Here is a 19,081-nt window from a genome sequence, read left to right on the forward strand (position 1 = left end):
AGAGCTTTTTTATCGGCTCCCTCCTGTATTTTTCTGTTTTTCGACATAATCCGACCTATGCTTCTTCTATACTCGGATTGTCGCATAGACGATGAAATCATCATGACAGAATTTAAAAGTTATTTGTCCAATACATAACAGGGGGAACAACAATGAAAAAAGTATGGCAGGTGGTCATCATAGATATCCACCCCACCAGCATGCTCGGTACAAAATTGATTTTGGAAGAGCAGCAAGATCTGACGGTACGTGGCATGACTTCGACCGGAACAGAAGGGCTCGATCTGGTGAATATTCACCAGCCTGATCTGATTCTGATGGATTATCGTCTTCCGGAGGGTCAGGCAGATCAATATATTGCCCAGATGAAGAATCTGTCAGCTCACAGTCACATCATTATTTTGACGGATGAAGACAATGTGAAGCTGTTTCGTCATCTGATGAGCCTTGGTGCAAGCGGCATGTTATCCAAACAGGCTTCCCCTAGCCAGCTGATTCATCTGATCTCTGGATTACGTGAGGGCCATGTGTCCATTCCATTGTCGTGGTTAAATAGTGCGGAATGGGCGCAGCCTGTGGAGTCTCCGACAGAAGCACGTGTCATTGAATTAACAGAAACCGAAACTTTTATCATGGAAAGAATTGTTCAGGGTGTAACCTATGATAAAATAGCGAATGAGATCAACGTTAGCAGACGTTCCATTGATAATTACCTGCGTAAAATATACGTGAAGCTGGAAGTGAGCAGTAGAGCACAGGCCATTGAACGTTATGCCTTGCATGCAAGACAAGTGAAGACGGGATCCTGACGAAACAGGTTTGTTCTTCCCATGATCACAACAGTTAGGTATGCATCCGGTCATATTCGATGGCGAGCAGGAATAGGTTGTAGGGCTGCGGACTGCGAGTACAGTTTCGGAATAGGGATGAAAGGGGAACGGATCGATGAAATATTTCTTTGCTTCCCGTACCAACAGGCTTTTGTCATCACCACTGAGGGATATACGTGAGATGTCTGGCAGGGATTATTTCATTTCTCTGGCAGAAGAATTGCCTGCGGAGGAGTTGTTTCCTTTCAAATTGTTGGAAGAAGCAGCGGTGTCTGTCTTTAGTTCAGGCCCCTCCGCATTGCAATATGGAGAGCCAGCAGGCTACACCCCCCTAAGAGAGTGGTTGAACAAAGACTGGAATGCACGCAAAGGCATACGAACGGTACCCGAGCAGATTCTGTTGACCACTGGTACCCAGCAGGCCATCGATCTGGTGATGCGTCTATTGCTTGAGCCAGGAGATTCTGTACTGGTTGAACATCCCACATCTCCAGGCTGTCTTGAGGTATTGGAGATGCAAGGAGCCAAGATTGTGCCCGTAATGGGTGATCGGGACGGCATACTGCCAGACCTTTTGGAGCATCACATGCAGCAGGTTAGACCGAAGCTGCTTTTTGCTGCACCCAGTTTCTCGAATCCGACCGGTGCTTTGTGGAGTATGGAGCGGCGGGAGGCTGTCCTTGAACTGTGTTCGCGCTATGGTGTACTGCTTGTGGAAGATGATTCTTACGGGGAGCTCCATTTTGATGGCCTTGAGCCAACGGAATTCTATCGTAAATATCCTTCACTCTTTGCACTGGATACTGCCGATCAGGGTGGACATGTTCTCTACATTGGTTCGTTCAGCAAAACGGTAGCGCCCGCTCTTCGAACCGGATGGGCCGCTGGACATCCTGCGCTGATTCAGGCAATGGCCTCGGTTAAACGAATTGCAGATGGTCAGTCCAGTCCGATGAATCAGCGGCTGTTGTATCAATTGCTTGCTCATTCCCCTTTTCGTTGGAGTGATCACTTATCCATGTTGAATCGGGAGTATAAGACAAGACTCAAACTGATGCTTGAACTGTTGAAGAGGCCGGGCTGGAAAGGGTGTCAGTACAACATCCCTGAGGGCGGAATGTATCTGTGGGTACAGTTGCCGGAAGGATTGGATAGTGGCGCTCTGCTTAAAGCGGCTTTGCCCAAAGGTGTATCCTTTCTTCCTGGATCACTATGCTCCACAGGTGTACAGGATCAACGGTACATCCGATTGAACTTTAGCCACCCAGGCCGGGATGAATTGCTGCTTGGCATGAACCTGATCAGTGAAGCCATTTCCGAATTTACGGCTCGTAGCTAAGTCAGATCAACAAATAGATTGTAGCAAAAATTAAAATTGGTTCATGACCAAAGTGATTACGTTATTGCATCCACTAACATTTTTATATATAATATGTATTAATGAGTTGTTGGTTTCTTTATATAAGCTACAATGGTGGCCAGTTCAGAAAAAGCACTCATATATTTTATTTAACGGGGGAAAATTCAACATGTCTAATATTTTATTCGTAAAAGCAAATGACCGTCCTGCAGATCAAGCAGTCAGCGTTAAATTGTACGATGCATTCTTGAGCGCATACAAAGAGTCCCACCCAGGTGACACAGTTACTGAGCTGGATCTCTACAATACAGAATTCCCATTCTATGGTAACACTGCTATCACAGGTACTTACAAAGCAGCTAACGGTTTTGAACTGACAGCTGACGAGCAAAAAGCGGCTTCACTTGCAGCACAATTGCAAGATCAATTCCTGGCAGCTGACAAAGTTGTATTTGCATTCCCACTGTGGAACTTCACTGTTCCAGCTCCATTGGTAAACTACATTGCTTACCTGAGCCAAGCTGGTAAAACATTCAAATACACTGCTGAAGGTCCTGTAGGACTTGCTGGCGACAAAAAAGTAGCTTTGCTTAACGCACGTGGTGGCGTTTATTCCGAAGGCCCAATGGCAGCTGCTGAAATGTCCCTGAACTTCCTGAAAACAGTTCTCGGCTTGTGGGGCATTCAAAACCCTGAAGTGGTTATCGTTGAAGGACATAACGCTTCTGCAGATCGTGCTGAAGAAATCGTTACTGCAGGTCTGAAATTGGCTTCCGAAGTAGCAGTAAAATTCTAATAATAATCTTCTATATAGAACACATCAAAACACCTGTAGTCTCCAGTGGAGATTACAGGTGTTTTTTTTGCATTCTTATTTTTCATATCACTTACTTCGAGTAATTCCATATCAGATATGGCCTGTATTTTTTAAGTAAAACTCTGCTGCTTCAGCAATGTGTGCAAGGTCGTCCTTATTTTCACCAGATACAGAATACGTTACATCGAGTTCATTAATGGTTCGTTCAATCATATCATTATCCTCAAGCATGTGTGCATGCTCGGTTAACGCCTGTACTCCCTTAATCGTCAAAATATACTTTCCACGGGAGAGGCGTTCAAACCAGCCATAATAATTTTTTTGCAGAATTGCTGCGGCAGAACCTACGCCTGTCTGTCTGGCAAGGTTGGCCGGAGAGGCTTCTCCGTTCGTTCGTAGAGCGGATGCTACACGTAAAGCCTTCTCACGATATGCTGTGACCAGCTGTCTTCGTGTGCTGCCTCCTGTATTGTAGTCTCCGCTTCGTTCGTCGAATTCCTTGAGCAATCGTTTCCGCCGAACTCCGCTTTTACGGGCAACCTGATTGCGGCCAGTGAGGGGGATCAGGGCGGAGGGCTCGCACAATACATCAATCAGGGGAGCTTTGGTTTTGTAAAATGTGACAGTCAGCAGCCCCAGACCGAGCTGTCTGCATAGTGCGGTCAGTTCGCTCCAGCGTTGGTTCACGGCTCCACGTTTGCTGCGATTGCGCTCGACGGCCAGATACACGAACGGGCTAAGTTTCAAGCGCTGCATGCCCTGCAGCAACAAGGAGAGGTTAAATGTTTTTTTCATCTCCACAATGAGTGGTTCGTCCTGGTCCGATCTGACTCCGACGAGGTCACAATGTCTGACTTCCGCCTTGACGTCAAAGCCACGCTGCTCGAAAAAAGCCTTCACAGGCGAATATAATTCGGTTTCGTATTTCACTGCCATCGTCCGTGCTCCTTTCCAGAAGTGGCCTGTCTCTGACCATGTGTTGTCCGGTTTCCTGAATTTAGAACCCTCATTATATCATATTCGTTCTTTTTTTTCTGAAGGCACAAGATGTCTGATAGAACAGGGAAAAGCCAAAATTCGAAGCGGTTGATTGAAAAAAAGAGGTCAACTTATCCGAATTGCCGCATAGGTATGTAATACACTTTTCACAACAAAACAAGACGTTTGGACAGAGGGTGGCGGGACTACACAGGACCGCAAGATTGGTATTCAAGCAGGAGCCGCAATTCTATTGATTTCTTCATACCATTCGGAATGGTTGACAATCACACTAAAGGAGCCATGGGAGGTACCAAGCATGAATATTTTTGAACGCGTTGCGGAACATCGGGCAGAGAGTGACCGTTTGACATGGAACGGAACATTTGAAGATTATATTGCACTGCTGAGAGAGGACCCGACTCCGGCAATGACGGCTCACGCCAGAGTGTATGAGATGATTGAATCGTTTGGGGTTGAAGAAGTAGGTGGGCATAAGCGGTACAAGTTTTTTGAACAGGAGATCTTTGGGCTGGACCGTTCGATTGAAAAGCTGGTTGAAGAATACTTCCACTCGGCAGCACGTCGTCTGGATGTACGGAAGCGGATCTTACTCCTGATGGGTCCCGTAAGTGGAGGGAAATCGACGCTTGTGACGCTGCTGAAGCGGGGGCTTGAACAGTTCTCGCGGACAGAGAAAGGTGCCATATACGCTATTGATGGATGCCCGATGCATGAGGAACCGCTGCATCTGATTCCACTGGAGCTTCGTCCTGAAGTGGAAAAGGAAATTGGAGTTCGCATTGAGGGTAACCTTTGCCCATCCTGCCAGATGAGACTGCGTACCGAATATGGTGGTGATATCAGCAAGGTGCCGGTGGAACGGGTCATTGTTTCCGAAGATAATCGCGTGGGAATAGGAACGTTCAGTCCATCCGATCCGAAATCACAGGATATTGCCGATCTGACGGGTAGTATCGACTTCTCCACCATTACGGAGTTTGGTTCGGAATCCGATCCACGTGCCTATCGTTTTGATGGGGAGTTGAACAAGGCGAACCGTGGACTGATGGAGTTCCAGGAGATGTTGAAATGTGATGAGAAATTCCTCTGGAATCTCTTGTCGCTCACGCAGGAAGGGAACTTCAAAGCAGGACGCTTTGCCTTAATCAGTGCGGATGAGATGATTGTGGCGCATACGAATGAATCGGAGTATAAGTCTTTTATCTCCAACAAGAAGAATGAGGCACTGCAATCCCGGATGATTGTCATGCCGATTCCGTACAACTTGAAGGTATCCGAGGAAGAGAAAATCTATGCCAAGCTCATTCAGCAAAGTGACATGAAGCATGTTCATATTGCACCGCATGCACTGCGGACTGCAGCCATTTTTTCCATACTTACCCGCTTGAAGGAAACGAAAAAACAAGGCATGGATCTCGTTAAAAAGATGCGCATGTATGATGGTGAAGAAGTAGAAGGATACAAAGAAGCTGATCTGCGCGAGATGCAAAATGAGTATCTGGATGAAGGGATGTCTGGCATTGATCCACGGTATGTCATTAACCGGATCTCCAGTGCTTTGATTAAGCAAAATCTTCAGTGCATTAACGCGTTGGACATTCTGCGGGCGATCAAGGACGGTCTGGACCAGCATGCTTCAATTACAAAGGAAGAGCGGGAGCGTTATCTGAACTTCATTGCTCTTGCACGCAAGGAGTATGATGAACTGGCCAAGAAGGAAGTGCAGAAAGCCTTTGTTTACTCATTCGAGGAATCCGCGAGAACGTTATTTGAAAATTATCTCGATAACATTGAAGCATTCTGCAACTGGTCCAAGATTCGTGATCCGCTCACGGATGAAGAGATGGACCCGGATGAGCGTTTGATGCGTTCCATTGAGGAACAGATCGGGATTTCCGAGAATGCAAAGAAAGCGTTCAGAGAAGAGATTCTGATCCGAATCTCGGCATACTCCCGCAAGGAGCGCAAGTTCGAATACAGCAGCCATGACCGTTTGCGTGAAGCGATTGAGAAGAAGTTGTTCACCGATCTGAAAGATATCGTCAAGATCACAACCTCAACCAAAACACCGGATGCAACACAATTGAAACGTATGAATGAAGTCATTAAACGCTTAATTGAGGAACATGGATATACCGCAGCCAGCGCGAATGAACTGTTACGTTATGTGGGTAGTCTGCTTAATCGCTAATCGGCAACGAACCATTCCGGATCAGGCTCCTGATGCCTGTTGTGAGGCTCCTTCACAGCAGGGTCAGGGCCTTTTTAATTACATGAAGGTCATATTAGGCTAAAAAGCTGACAAATAAGGTTAATTTTAAAGAGAATTAGTTCTAATGGTATATGTATATTTAGGTATTTTAGTCTATAATCAATACATATATTTACAATTTAAAGTAATTTAGTGTTTATTAAGGAGCTGACTGAACCAGATATGAGCAGTATTTCCGCAACAAGACAGAAGCAACTTGATTACATGGGATTAACCGCAGGGGATCTAACATTGCTTGCCGAACATCGGCCTGTTTTTAAAAAAGTCGTTAATGAAGTGGTGGATCATTTCTACAATCATGTGGGGAATTATCCTGAATTGGTAGATCTGATCGCAAGATTCTCTACCATTGATCGTCTAAAAGAAACACAGAAGATGTACTGGTTATCAATGACGGATGGAATCGTGGATGACGCATATATTGAGCAACGGATTGCGATTGGACTTGTGCATTCACGGATTGGTCTGTCTGAAGATTATTATCTGGGTACCTATATGGTCTACCTGGATATTGCAACGAGCATATTCCAACAGGTTATCCCTGATTCCTGGCATCTTGTCATTCAGGCGCTCAGCAAAATGTTTAATCTGGATTCACAGCTTGTCCTTGAAGCCTATGAGAAGAAAGAAAAAGAAAAGTTACATCAGCTTGCCGATGACCAACAACATACATTGCAGGCAATTACGCAGATTACCCAAGAGCTTACAGGCATGATTAGTGAATTAAATGAAAGTGCAATGGCGATATCAAGTGTTGCCAAAGAAACAGCGGCTTCTCAGGCTCAGGCTCAGGTTATGCTTACCGAATTAACAGGAGAGATCCAGCAGATCGGAAAAATGGGTGAACTCATTCGCGAGATATCGGATCAGAGTCATCTTGTCGGCCTGAATGCAGCGATTGAAGCTGCTCATGCAGGAGAGTTTGGACGTGGCTTTGAAGTAGTTGCCAGTGAGGTACGCAAGCTTGCCGCCAGCTCCCGGGATGCCCAAGGTAAAATCCAGTCTAATCTGGAGCAGATCATGAAGAAACTGAGCAGTGTGCAGCAGGAGTCGGATCATACGTCCAGAGGGGCACGTAGCCAAGCGTCACGTTCGGCTGAACTCGCTGTATTTGCAACAACAATGGAGAAACTGTCTCTGGATTTGAAGAAACTGGAACAGCAGGAATAGAGCTTAAAAGCATTAGGAACCTTCCATACCGTTTCAGGCTGTTTTAAGCTATAATGGGTAGACAAACCTGCCGATGTTATAGAAAATGCAGCCGGAGACAGGGGATTCGAAAGAGGTTGAGGTGATCAGATGGCTTCTATCCATGATGTAGCCAAGGAAGCGGGAGTATCTGTTGCAACCGTTTCCAAAGTGATAAACGATTATCCTGATGTAAGTGAAAAAACACGCAAAAAAGTCAATATAGCCATCGAATTATTGAAATATCAACCCAATGTGGTCGCACGTGGACTTGTCAAACGCCGTTCATGGACGGTGGGAGTACTGTTAACGGTTCCGTTTACGAACCCTTTTGTGTCGGAGTTGCTGGAAGGGATCAAGACAGCGCTGGAGAACAGTGGATATGACCTGGTCCGGTTGTCTACTCGATTCGATGATCCGGCGTACTCGTTTATCAAACATTGCCGCAGTCGTAATGTGGATGGCGTAGTGGTATTCGGGGAAGGCAGAGAAAACGCGAGTATTCAGGAACTGGTGGATGCAGAGATTCCGACGATGTTTGTTGATACGGACATGTTGGGCAAACGTGCCGGTTACATTACTACGGATAACGCGAACGGAATCTCGATGGGTGTCAAACATCTGCATGAGCTTGGGCACCGCAAAATTGCCTATATCTCAGGGACACTTGGACCTGCTGTAGCCAATCTGCGATTGGAAGGATATCGGGAAGGGCTGCGAGAATGCGGCATCCCTTATTCTACGGTATATCTGGAGATCTGCGATTATTCCTTCGACGGAGGAAGCAAGGCTGCCCGGCGATTGCTGGCACTTCAGGATCAACCAACGGGAATTGTCTGTGCATCAGACATGTCTGCCTTTGGTGCGATTCATGAAATTGAAAAGCATGGACTGAGTGTACCGGAAGATATCTCGGTTGTCGGGTTTGATAACACGTATTATGCTGAGGTATTCAAACCGGGGTTGACCACGGTGAATCAGAATATCTATTCCATTGGCATTAAGTCCATTGAATATCTGATTGCCATGATCGAGAATCCATCTTATTCTCCTCCTGTGGTGACGGAACCTTCCAATCTGGTCATCCGTCAGACGACAGCACCTTTAAAAGACTAAAAACGTAAATAGTAAAGATGTTTACACGAAGCACAGCTAATAAGCTGTGCTTTTTGTCGTTCTATATCTCATTTGGAAACATATGGCTTATGGAGTGGTGCAAGTCCTATAGTTTAACGGGTAAACAAAGTTTACTGGCAATCGTATAATGAAAATGCTTACAATTTTCTGTCCATTTGCATCTATCCATCCTGTATAACGATCTTGTAAAGGGCTGGCACATGGCAGAGCAAAGGTTATTCTTCACAAACAACGAACCAAGGAGGAGATCGGATGCATTTGAGAAAATGGTGGAGCTTGTGCTTGTCGGCTGTATTGATCTTCAGTTTGTTCCCAAGTGTGGGAACAGGAGGGACACGTGCTTCGGCAGCGGACGTTAAGACTGGCGATGATGAAGTACTGTTCAAGGCTGATTTTGAAGATGGTGTGTTGGGACAATGGCGTCCACGTGCGAGTGAAAAGCTTGATATCGTAACGCAAGTAGGTCATGACAGTACACGCAGCCTGAGAACCTCTTCACGTACCGAAACGTTCCATGGACCCTTAGTTGAAGTGCTGGATCATGTACAGAAGGGTAGCACAGTTCATATTTCATTTTGGGCCATGTACGATGAAGGACCGGACAGTCAGGTCATTAACGGTTCACTGGAGAAAGAATACAATAAGGACGCTTCGAGTCTTGAATATGCTACCTTTGCCTCCGCTACCTTGAACAAAGGACAGTGGAAAAAAGTCGAGGCCGATGTGGTGATTCCCGAAGAAAATAGTGGAATCACCGGATTCCGCATGTATGTGGAGACACCATGGAAGACGTCAGCGGAAGTGACGCCGGCAGATACGATTTCATTTTACGTGGATGATGTTCTGATTACGGCTGCTCAGAAAATTGAAATTGAGAAGGATATTCCGAATCTGGTCGATATCGTGGGACAAAATTACGCAATGGGAGCTGCCATCAACCAGTCTGCACTAGACGCGGAAAACCAGCATTCCCAGTTGTTGACGAAACACTTTAATAGTATTACAGCGGACAATTTTATGAAAATGGATGCGATGCAGCCCAAGGAAGGAGAGTTTGTCTGGTCAGAGACAGATCGCCTGGTGAAGTTTGCCGAAGCAAATGACATGGAAATCAGAGGTCATACGCTGTTATGGCATAGTCAGGTGCCGAATTGGTTCTTTACTGATCCGAATGATGCATCGAAACCTGCCACGCGGGAACAGTTGCTTGCGCGGATGAAAACCCATATTCAAAGCATCGTGACCCGGTACAAAGGAAAGGTTCATACATGGGATGTCGTCAATGAAGTCATCTCAGACGGAGGCGGCTTGCGGAATGAGGCCAGTAATTCCAAGTGGAGAGATATTATTGGGGATGTAGATGGCGACGGAGATGACAGTGATTACATTGAGCTGGCTTTCCGATATGCACGTGAGGCTGACCCCGATGCTGTACTGGTGATTAATGACTATGGAATGGAGGGCAATGGAAACAAGGTGAATGATATGGTGAAGCTTGTAGAGAAGCTGCTTGCCAAAGGAACACCGATTGATGCGGTTGGATTCCAGATGCATGTATCCATGTACGGACCGGATGTAAAGCTCATTCGTGAGGCTTTTGAGAAAGTGATCGCTCTTGGTGTAAATGTACAGGTTACAGAGCTGGACGTTTCGATCTATTCAAGTAATTCTGAACTGGAGATGCCTGTCACAGATGAATTAATGTTGCAACAAGCTTATCGTTATCGTGAACTGTTCGACCTGTTCGACGAGTTGGGAAAACGCGGTGTAATGGACAGCGTTACAGTATGGGGACTTGCGGATGATGGTACATGGCTTGATAATCATCCAGTCAAAGGACGCAAAGATGCACCATTGTTATTTGATCGTAAATTAAAAGCAAAACCGGCATTTTGGGCACTGGTGGACCCTACCACCCTTCCGATCTATCGTAATGAATGGACAGCATTGAAGGCCAGCCCTTCTTTCCCGAATCACAAAGGACAGGAAGATATTCTTTGGGGTGCTGTGAAAGGACTCGAAATTAATCATCTGGCAGATGGTACATCTGCGGTTACGGGTGAGGCTCGTATGATGTGGGATGCCAAAAAGGTGAATTTACGAGTGGAAGTGAAGGATACCACACGTCGCAAAGGGGATCAGGTGCAGGTTTTCCTCGCGGAAGAAGTCAAGGGGACCGGCGCTGTAACTTCTGAAGCTGATCTGTCTGCCAAGAAGAAAAATCCGCCGTCTGCAAATGGTCAATATACATTTAAACGGGATGACGGTAAAGGCAAAGATAAAAATACTTACAACGTACAGGAGACAAAAACCGGGTATGTTGTATACGCATCACTGCCTATGTCAGCTGCTTTACTTACCGAAGGCCAGGTCTTGTCTCTGGATTTTCGGATTACGGATGAACATGCTGCTGGAAAGACAGCGACCATTGTTTGGAATGATATTTCCAATCAACAGCCCGACAAACCAGCCAACCGGGGCAAACTGAAGCTCGGTTCTGTCTTGAAACAAACCAAGGTCACTTATGGCAAACCTGTAATTGATGCAAAAAAGGATAACGTCTGGAAAAAAGCTGCATCTGTTAAAACGGATGTCTGGGTGGTCGGAAACTCCGGTGCAACGGCGACTGCACAGCTGTTATGGGATGAGAAATACCTGTACGTATTGGCAGATGTGAAAGATCCATTGCGAAGCAAATTAAGTTCTAATGCACATGAGCAGGATTCGATCGAGATTTTTATCGACCCGAGCAAAGATCAGACAACATTCTATCAGGAGGATGACGCCCAGTACCGGGTCAATTTTGATAATGAGGCTTCTTTTGGTGGAAATGCACGGAAAGAAAGTTTCAAATCAGCTACCCGATTAACAAGCGGAGGGTATACAGTTGAAGTGGCAATCCCACTAGACAGCGTTCGTGCTGAAGGGCAAAGATGGATTGGGTTTGATCTACAAGTTAATGATGATGGCGCGGGAGATGGCAAGCGAAGCAGTGTATCCATTTGGAGTGATTCATCAGGTAATTCTTATCAAGATACTTCCGGTTTTGGCAGTCTGTTATTGACTCGTAAATAGAATATTTAGTTGTGAATTAGAATATGAGAATGTTAGTTATTCAACATTGTATATCTGGAAATAAGTGTTGATTTTAAAGGCTGGGACGTTTAGACTATATACATTCATAAAAACGGGTTCCAATGTATGACAACGGCTTCAACTAAGTCTGTTGTCACGAGTCAAATGATGCGGAGGGAGTGCCTGTCATCCAGACAGCGCACTCGCTTCTTTTTTACATTTTTGCATACATACAAGGCATTTCCCGGTTGAAAGGACAGAGTGAGTGGAGCACCTACATGGCACGTACAACTTAGAACTTGTTATTTTATCCTATATTATTGCATCGTTAGCTTCATACGCTGCCCTTGACCTTGCAGGCCGTGTAAGTCAGGCTAACGGGATGGCGAGGAATGTATGGCTTACCTGCGGTGCAGTATCGATGGGGCTGGGAATCTGGTCCATGCATTTCGTAGGTATGCTGGCTTTTGTTCTGCCTACGCAAGTCTCCTATTCCACCGGTAAGGTTGTTTTATCTGTTCTACTTGCTATTGTCGCATCGGGGGTGGCCTTGAACATTGCGGGTAGACAATCGGGCAGGATAAGCAAGCTCATGATTGCTGGAGTACTGATGACAGCAGGGATCAGCTCGATGCATTATGTGGGAATGGCAGCGATGTCAATTCCGGTTACGTATGAACCAGGCAGAGTGGTGTTATCCATTCTGATTGCAGCGCTTGCTTCCTTTGCGGCATTGTGGCTCATGTTTTTCTTCCGTTATCATCAATCAAGACATACTTGGGTTTACAAGATGGGCAGCGGTCTCATTATGGGTATTGGAATCTCTGGCATGCATTATACCGGGATGTCAGCCGCACATTTCCATCATTCACATGGCTCGATGGTAAGTTCAGGTATGCAGATTGAGCCAGGCATTCTCGCCTACTTGATCGCATCGGGCACATTTATTGCTTTGGGTTTGACGTTGTTTGGCATATTTATCAATCAGCGAATGTCACAGAAAGATCGACGGATTCATGAGAATGAGCAATGGTATCAGGCCCTGTATCATAACCATTCGGATGCTATTATTTCAGTGAACAAGGAAGGTATTGTCAAAGGGATTAATGCTGCTGTAACAACAATCACCGGATATCCTGAAAAAGAGGTCATGGATCGTTCCATTGATGAGATTGCTCAGCAAATCGATATAGAGTGGATAAGTGAATTTGATTCCATCGATTGGGATGATCATGGGCTGGAGCAGGCGCACTACATGGCCAAAATGAGAGATGTACAGGGTGAAATTCTGGACCTTAGTATTGTTGTAGTTCCTGTTGTCATTGATGGCAGACATGTGGGAAGTCACATTTTGATCAAAGACGTAACGGAGGAGAAACAGGCTCAGGAGAAGATTCGTCACCAAGCTTTGCATGATCCGTTGACGGGGTTGCCCAATCGGCGCAAGTTGGATGATGTGCTGGCTTGTACGATTAACGATTCAGCAGAAAAAGGGAATACTTTTGCCGTTATGGTGATGGATATAGACCGGTTCAAGATGATTAATGACTCGCTGGGACATTCCATTGGAGATGTATTTCTAAGAGAAGTGAGCAACCGGATCATGAAAGCTATAGAAGCTTCTGATCCCTTGGCTATGGAGAATGTTATGCTGGCTCGGATGGGCGGGGACGAGTTCACACTCGTTGTGACCCAGGGTCAAGCGACAGAAGTACGAGTGGCAGAACTTGCAAAACAGATTGTTGAAGCCATTCAGTTACCTTATCGACTGAAGGAAAATGACTTTTACGTAACCGCCAGCATTGGAATTGCGATGTATCCGGATCATGGAGTGGGTGTGGATGCTTTGCTGAAACATGCGGACTCCGCCATGTATGAAGTGAAGAAAAACGGCAAAAATGGTTTCCAATTCTACACTGCCCAACTGGATTCGGAACTATATGAACGCATTGAGCTGGAGGGTTATCTTCGTAAAGCTTTGGAACGCGATGAGATGGTCCTGTACTATCAACCACAGATTCGTACCGAGGATAGCCGAATGATTGGTGTTGAGGCTCTTATACGTTGGAACCATCCACTCAAAGGTCTGCTCGCACCCAATGTGTTTATCCCGCTTGCAGAAGAGACAGGCATGATCTATGAGATTGGCAATTGGACGCTGCGTGAAGCATGCAGGCAGATGAAACTCTGGCATGCCAGTGGGGGACCACTCATTCCGGTATCGGTTAACCTGTCCAGCCAGCAGTTCCACCAATCCAACTTGGTAGAACAGGTCAAGAATGCACTCTTGGAGACAGGGCTGGATGCTCGATATCTGGAGCTGGAAATAACAGAGAGCATGATGATGGATGCAGCCGTATCCACGGCGATCCTGAATGAACTGACAGCACTGGGTGTCAAGATCAGCCTGGATGATTTTGGTACGGGATACAGTTCACTCAGTTATCTGAAGCATTTCCCGATTCACAAGCTCAAGATTGATCGTTCGTTTGTGACGGACATTACAGAGAGTCACAGCGATCAAGCCATTGTGGCGACCATTATATCGATGGCACAGAATCTCAAGATGGAAGTCATTGCGGAAGGCATTGAGACGAAAGGCCAACTGGATATACTGATGCAGAATGATTGCCGGGAAATTCAAGGCTATTATTTCAGTCGGCCACTGCCGGCAAGTGAAGTGGAGCATGATTTTTTTGTGCCGCTGCGATTGCAGGGTAATGGTACACCACCGGCACCATCCTAATTTTATGTATGCCAAGCGGCAAGTCCCCGTGTATGTCGGGAACTTGCCGCTTTTTTATGTCTTATCTTTTATTAATCATTAATCTCACTCATGATAAGGGCATTTATTATTTTCGTTTCCAAAAACGATAATCGAAAACCTTACATAAACTTGCGGTGGTGTTTCTTGCCATCATACGTAAACCAGATCGGTTTATCCTCGACACGTGTCTCCACATGTACGGTACGTCCCCAGAGGCGATACAGATAAGGCAGGGTGCGTTCCATATATTTCAGATCCAACTCAATGCCTTCATATTGATGTTTCAGCACGAGTTCCCCTGTCCGCAGATAATCTGCATCTTGCACGACCAAGTAAGGGGAGCCCCCGTTGACACGTGAAAATACGAGCTGATCCCGTATGTTCTCCCAGGACTTGTCGGTGATTTTCCAGTCAGGGCCTTTTTTCTCAAATACGTAGAGGTCCAGATCCTCGGTTAATTGTTTGGTCATGTAATTGCGGATAAAGGAGGTATCGGAATCGAATTCACGCACCTCAAACATTTTGGCACGACCTTGCCCGGGTTTGCGGCCCCAACGTTCCTGTTCTTCACGGGTTGGGTTATCCCAGCGCCGTTCAATATCCTCGAAAATCTTCAGTCCCAAATAATACGGATTCAGACTTTGTTTGGATGGCTGCACCACGGAGGAGTTGAGCTTCGCAAATTCGATCGTATCCTCACTGTTCAGATCGAGCTCACGGATAATGCGTTGATGCCAGTAGGATGCCCAGCCTTCGTTCATGATTTTGGTTTCCATCTGTGGCCAGAAATATAACATCTCTTCACGCATCATACTCATGATATCCCGTTGCCAGTCGGTCAACACTTCCGAGAATTCCTGAATAAACCACATGACATCCTTCTCTGGTTCAGGCGGAAAATGATGGACCTGAATACCCTCAGCGGGTGCTTCTTCCGTCTGCACGTCATCAAGTGACCACAGATCATCATAGCGACCTTCCGGCCGTGGTTTTTTCTCACCGCGCTGCTCCCGCATTTTCATCTCCATGTAGCGTTGTTTGTCCAAATGGCGGGGTTTAATCAGCTGTGGGTCTACATGTTCCTGAATTGCGATCACGGCATCGATAAATGCTTCAACCGCTTCCGTTCCGTACTCCATCTCATAATTACTGATTCGATCTGCCGTAGCGGCCATGCTTTCGACCATATTACGGTTGGATTTGGAGAAGCGGGCATTGTTTTTGAAAAAATCGCAGTGTGCCAGGACGTGGGCTACGATCAATTTGTTCTGAATCAGGGAATTGCCATCCAGCAGGAAGGCATAACAAGGGTTGGAGTTGATGACAAGCTCATAAATTTTGCTGAGTCCAAAATCGTATTGCATTTTCATCTTATGAAATGTTTTGCCAAAGCTCCAGTGGCTGAATCTGGTCGGCATGCCGTAAGCTCCAAATGTATAAATAATATCCGATGGGCAGATTTCGTACCGCATGGGGTAATAATCCAGGCCAAAACCATTGGCAATCTCCATAATCTCGGCAATAGCGTATTCTAGGTCGCGGATCTCATCTGTCATCTAACGCTGCCTCCTTCCCGTTTCTGGAAAAAGCTGCGCAAAGCTTTGTACACTTCGCCTTTTTCTTTGATCACATAATACATGAACTGATCCATCTTGATATGACGGTAAGCCGACATCAGTGTGCTGCTGCGGTTGTACTGATTCACTTCGCCATATCCAAACATGTTGCTACGTTTCATTAACTCGCCGATCAGCTTCACACACCGTTCGTTATCCGAGGTCAGATTATCCCCGTCAGAGAAGTGGAAAGGGTAGATGTTGTAGCTTGAAGGTGGATACCGGCTGTCAATAATATCCAGTGCCTTCATATATACAGAGGAGCAGATGGTACCTCCGCTCTCGCCACGGGTAAAGAACTCTTCTTCGGTTACTTCCTTGGCTTCCGTATGATGGGCGAGGAAAACAATCTCAACTTTCTCATACTGACGACGTAGAAAACGGGTCATCCAGAAGAAAAAGCTGCGCGCGCAGTATTTCTCAAACGAACCCATGGACCCGGATGTATCCATCATGGCAATAATAACGGCATTGGATTGTGGAATGATTTTGTCTTCCCATGTCTTGTAGCGCAGGTCATCTGGACTGATGTGATGGATGCCTGGTGTACCGGTCGTTGCATTGCGACGCAGATTCTCCAGAATGGTACGTTTCTTGTCAATATTGGACTGCATGCCTTTTTTGCGAATATCGTTGAAAACTACCGTATGTGTCTCAATCAGGTCTTTGTCTTTCTGCTTCAGATCGGGTAATTCCAGCTCAGCGAAGAGCATATCTTCCAATTCCTCAATACTAACTTCGGCTTCCACGATATCATGACCAGGCTGATCGCCAGCTTTTTCACCTTTGCCGGGTTTCTGCGAAGCAGAGGGATCCCGACCGATGACGTCTCCGACCTGACTGTCACCGTCTCCTTGACCGACATGTTTTTGCTTCTGGTAGTTATACACAAAACGGTACTCATCCAGACTGCGGATTGGTACCTTGATGATTTGTTTTCCATCAGACATGATGATGTTTTCTTCCGTAATCAGATCAGGCAGATTCTGCTTGATGACATCTTTCACCTTTTGCTGATGGCGCTGTTGGTCCTGGTACCCTTTGCGGTGAAGCGACCAATCTTCCTTCGACACGACGAACGAGTAAGGCTGGTGTGAATTTGACATGTAGGCACCCCCCATTGATTACGCGGCACAGTTTGGCCTGTCGGTAATTAAGTATATTCACGGGCGAGGACGATATGTGATGAGAGTGGATATAAAATGATACAATTACGCAAGTTCACCTCGGAGGTGAGGTGAGTCGTAAGAACAGAACTGCACCATTTTTTACAGAAACAGTGAACAAGTGTGATATCCTTCCTTTACAATAGGAGAAAGACATCGATCTGGCATCTAATAGAGGTTGTTTAAAAAGTCCACTTAGACTTGTTGAACTCGCACTAATTTAGAGATGCATGTAAAGGAAGGATTTATGTGAATAAAAAGGCGATCAAGGCTTGGATTATGTATGATTGGGCCAACTCGGCTTACGCGACAACTGTGCTGGCCGCAGTACTGCCTGTATTCTATGCTTCGGTGGCTGCAGCAACGCTGGATACGGATACCGCCGCCTCCTACCTGGCCTATACACACTCCATTGGCATGTTGTGCGTAGCTCTGCTAACACCGTTGTTAGGCACGCTAGCTGATTTGTCAGGACGGAAGGGCGACTTCCTGCGTGTATTTGCAATTATAGGTGTCCTTGCTACATTGGGATTCAGTGCAATCGGTGAAGGGGACTGGTTCCTTGCTTCCGCGTTGCTGGTCATATCTACAATCGGTTTTGCGGGTGGTAACACCTTTTACGATGCAATGCTGCCGGATCTGGTACCCGTGGAACGAAGAGACATGATATCCTCCAAAGGTTATGCTTATGGTTATATTGGAGGAGGTTTGCTGCTTGCTGTGAACCTGCTGATGATTCAGCAACCGGGCTGGTTCGGGATGAGCAGTACACTGGCAGGCACAAGACTTGCTTTCATCTCCGTCTCGTTGTGGTGGTTGCTGTTCTCGATACCGATCTTTCGCCATGCTCCGAGACGGCCTGTATCACCGGATCTGCCCGGAACGTGGACAGGGTATGCTGCGGTGGGCGTACGCAGACTGCGGCAAACCTTTCGTCAGATGCGGCGTTTTCCCCAGTTAATCCGCATGTTGGTGGCTTTCTGGTTTTTTAATGACGGCATTAATACCATCATTCTAATGGCTACGATCTATGGGACAAGTATAGGCATAGGCACAGCCGACCTGATGCTCGCGCTACTGTTAACCCAGTTCATCGGGTTCCCGTGTACATTGTTACTGGGAGCATGGGCACAGCGTTGGGGAGCAAAGCAGGTATTAATCGTTAGCTTATCGGTCTACATATGTATTGTGATTCTCGGTTATTTTATGACACAAGCGATCCACTTCTACGTACTCGCCGGGTTGGTTGGTGTCGTGCAGGGTGTGAGTCAATCCACAGCGCGTTCCCTGTTTAGCAATCTGATGCCAGCAGGCAGAACAGGAGAGTATTTTGGTTTTGTGAATATTACAGGCAAATTCTCTTCGATCTTTGGTCCATTTGTGTTTGGTTATGTTGGGCAGATCACGGGTTCCACACGTTGGGGTATTCTGTCGCTCATCTTCTTTTTCGTCGCGGGCATTGCTGTATTGTTAACCGTGAAGGTACAGAAGGGGTTGCAGGATGTTACACGGGCAGATCAGGAAGAAGAGCGAAATGGGAGCGTTGGAGCTTCTGGGAAAAGTTCAGATGTAAGATTTACCTGATGGTTGTTCACCCGTTTTCATATTAAGTTTCTCAACGGATTACGTATGGCTTCAGGCATTGTTCCTCACAGAACATGTCTGGAGCTTATTCGCGTTTGTGCAATCAGAACATAATTGATCCATGAATAAGTGCTTAAATGACAGACAGCAGAATACAGTGAAAGAGTATCAATTTATGAAAAGGTGAAAATAAAAGATTGACATGATACATTTTGTATCATAGAGTAAAACTATAAATACATATTGTATCCGAGAGTTGTCGAATGT

Annotated in this window: 12 protein-coding genes; 9 read left to right on the forward strand and 3 right to left on the reverse strand. The window is 46.1% G+C overall.

Annotated features, from left to right (window positions below):
- Nucleotides 1-152 precede the first annotated feature (152 nt).
- From MHI55_RS09900 to MHI55_RS09910, 3 genes are all read left to right on the forward strand, one after another.
- Nucleotides 153-809: a response regulator transcription factor gene (locus MHI55_RS09900; RefSeq protein ID WP_017689577.1), complete on the forward strand. Its 657-nt coding sequence runs from the start codon at nt 153-155 to the stop codon at nt 807-809.
- Nucleotides 810-945: 136 nt separating this feature from the next.
- Nucleotides 946-2,169 (forward strand): PLP-dependent aminotransferase family protein, encoded by a 1,224-nt coding sequence (locus MHI55_RS09905; protein ID WP_036610015.1) that lies wholly within the window; start codon nt 946-948, stop codon nt 2,167-2,169.
- 190 nt (nt 2,170-2,359) lie between these two features.
- A complete protein-coding gene (locus MHI55_RS09910) occupies nt 2,360-2,986 on the forward strand; it encodes an FMN-dependent NADH-azoreductase (protein WP_036610012.1) in 627 nt (208 codons plus the stop codon).
- 111 nt (nt 2,987-3,097) lie between these two features.
- Here MHI55_RS09910 and MHI55_RS09915 read toward each other — a convergent pair whose 3' ends face one another.
- Nucleotides 3,098-3,943 (reverse strand): DUF2161 family putative PD-(D/E)XK-type phosphodiesterase, encoded by an 846-nt coding sequence (locus tag MHI55_RS09915; RefSeq protein WP_340389863.1) that lies wholly within the window; start codon nt 3,941-3,943, stop codon nt 3,098-3,100.
- A 361-nt stretch (nt 3,944-4,304) separates the two neighbouring features.
- Here MHI55_RS09915 and MHI55_RS09920 point away from each other — a divergent pair, with 361 nt between their 5' ends.
- The 5 genes from MHI55_RS09920 to MHI55_RS09940 all read left to right on the forward strand — a co-directional run bounded on the left by MHI55_RS09920 (nt 4,305) and on the right by MHI55_RS09940 (nt 14,427).
- The gene (locus MHI55_RS09920) at nt 4,305-6,200 is read left to right on the forward strand and encodes a PrkA family serine protein kinase (protein ID WP_036610009.1); all 1,896 of its coding nucleotides are present in this window, start codon (nt 4,305-4,307) and stop codon (nt 6,198-6,200) included.
- A gap of 243 nt (nt 6,201-6,443) precedes the next feature.
- A complete protein-coding gene (locus MHI55_RS09925) occupies nt 6,444-7,451 on the forward strand; it encodes a globin-coupled sensor protein (RefSeq protein ID WP_340389865.1) in 1,008 nt (335 codons plus the stop codon).
- A gap of 129 nt (nt 7,452-7,580) precedes the next feature.
- Nucleotides 7,581-8,585 (forward strand): LacI family DNA-binding transcriptional regulator, encoded by a 1,005-nt coding sequence (locus MHI55_RS09930; RefSeq protein ID WP_076252402.1) that lies wholly within the window; start codon nt 7,581-7,583, stop codon nt 8,583-8,585.
- A 273-nt stretch (nt 8,586-8,858) separates the two neighbouring features.
- Nucleotides 8,859-11,681 carry an endo-1,4-beta-xylanase gene (locus tag MHI55_RS09935; RefSeq protein WP_340389867.1) on the forward strand — a complete coding sequence of 941 codons (2,823 nt, stop codon included), beginning with the start codon at nt 8,859-8,861 and terminating at the stop codon, nt 11,679-11,681.
- Nucleotides 11,682-11,946: 265 nt separating this feature from the next.
- The gene (locus MHI55_RS09940; RefSeq protein WP_340389869.1) at nt 11,947-14,427 is read left to right on the forward strand and encodes an EAL domain-containing protein; all 2,481 of its coding nucleotides are present in this window, start codon (nt 11,947-11,949) and stop codon (nt 14,425-14,427) included.
- 140 nt (nt 14,428-14,567) lie between these two features.
- Here the strand turns inward: MHI55_RS09940 and MHI55_RS09945 are convergent, their stop codons facing one another.
- Together MHI55_RS09945 and yhbH are read right to left on the reverse strand one after the other, a co-directional pair.
- Nucleotides 14,568-16,004, reverse strand: coding sequence for a SpoVR family protein (locus tag MHI55_RS09945; RefSeq protein WP_076252399.1), 1,437 nt, complete (start codon nt 16,002-16,004; stop codon nt 14,568-14,570).
- The gene (gene yhbH, locus MHI55_RS09950; protein ID WP_036609998.1) at nt 16,001-17,170 is read right to left on the reverse strand and encodes a sporulation protein YhbH; all 1,170 of its coding nucleotides are present in this window, start codon (nt 17,168-17,170) and stop codon (nt 16,001-16,003) included. The genes MHI55_RS09945 and yhbH overlap by 4 nt, the downstream gene beginning before the upstream one ends.
- A gap of 309 nt (nt 17,171-17,479) precedes the next feature.
- Here yhbH and MHI55_RS09955 point away from each other — a divergent pair, with 309 nt between their 5' ends.
- The gene (locus tag MHI55_RS09955) at nt 17,480-18,814 is read left to right on the forward strand and encodes an MFS transporter (RefSeq protein ID WP_340389871.1); all 1,335 of its coding nucleotides are present in this window, start codon (nt 17,480-17,482) and stop codon (nt 18,812-18,814) included.
- Nucleotides 18,815-19,081 lie beyond the last annotated feature (267 nt).

The sequence above is a fragment of the Paenibacillus sp. FSL E2-0151 genome (assembly GCF_037993015.1).
Lineage (GTDB): Bacteria > Bacillota > Bacilli > Paenibacillales > Paenibacillaceae > Paenibacillus > Paenibacillus amylolyticus.

Coding starts and splice junctions, on each gene's coding strand:
- MHI55_RS09925 (WP_340389865.1), top strand. CDS start 6,444: ATGAGCAGTATTTCCGCAACAAGACAGAAGCAACTTGATTACATGGGA.
- MHI55_RS09910 (WP_036610012.1), top strand. CDS start 2,360: ATGTCTAATATTTTATTCGTAAAAGCAAATGACCGTCCTGCAGATCAA.
- MHI55_RS09905 (WP_036610015.1), top strand. CDS start 946: ATGAAATATTTCTTTGCTTCCCGTACCAACAGGCTTTTGTCATCACCA.
- MHI55_RS09935 (WP_340389867.1), top strand. CDS start 8,859: ATGCATTTGAGAAAATGGTGGAGCTTGTGCTTGTCGGCTGTATTGATC.
- MHI55_RS09900 (WP_017689577.1), top strand. CDS start 153: ATGAAAAAAGTATGGCAGGTGGTCATCATAGATATCCACCCCACCAGC.
- MHI55_RS09945 (WP_076252399.1), bottom strand. CDS start 16,004: ATGACAGATGAGATCCGCGACCTAGAATACGCTATTGCCGAGATTATG.
- MHI55_RS09915 (WP_340389863.1), bottom strand. CDS start 3,943: ATGGCAGTGAAATACGAAACCGAATTATATTCGCCTGTGAAGGCTTTT.
- MHI55_RS09920 (WP_036610009.1), top strand. CDS start 4,305: ATGAATATTTTTGAACGCGTTGCGGAACATCGGGCAGAGAGTGACCGT.
- MHI55_RS09930 (WP_076252402.1), top strand. CDS start 7,581: ATGGCTTCTATCCATGATGTAGCCAAGGAAGCGGGAGTATCTGTTGCA.
- yhbH (WP_036609998.1), bottom strand. CDS start 17,170: ATGTCAAATTCACACCAGCCTTACTCGTTCGTCGTGTCGAAGGAAGAT.